The organism is uncultured Tenacibaculum sp. (assembly GCF_947498805.1).
Lineage (GTDB): Bacteria > Bacteroidota > Bacteroidia > Flavobacteriales > Flavobacteriaceae > Polaribacter.
This window is the reverse complement of sequence record NZ_CANMLT010000032.1, coordinates 1-302: the sequence shown is the minus strand read 5'-3', so window position 1 is coordinate 302 and position 302 is coordinate 1. Positions and strand designations below refer to the sequence as shown.

Below are 302 nucleotides of genomic sequence, written 5' to 3'. Positions count from 1 at the left end.
AAACTATAGGCAGCTTTGTCATTTCCTAATTTTGCGGCTTTCTTAAACCACTTTCTAGCCTTGTTGTAATTGAGTTTACATCCTCTACCATACTTATATAAAACGCCAAGGCTGGTCATAGCCAATGCATTTTCTTGCTCAGAAGAAGCCCTATACAATTCGAAAGCCTTCGCATAATTTTCTTCTGTTTTTTGTAAGTCGTAAATACTTCCTAATAGGTATTGTGCATCTGCATTTCCTTTTTCAACGCAAGGAGTCAAGTATTTTATAGCTTTTTCTGAATTGGGTTTGATGTGCTCATT

1 protein-coding gene is annotated in these 302 nt (G+C 36.1%); it reads right to left on the bottom strand.

The genetic code is table 11. The annotated features are described in order from the left end of the window. A partial coding sequence (locus Q0873_RS18215; RefSeq protein WP_299110228.1) for a tetratricopeptide repeat protein occupies positions 1–302 on the bottom strand: 302 nt, incomplete at both ends.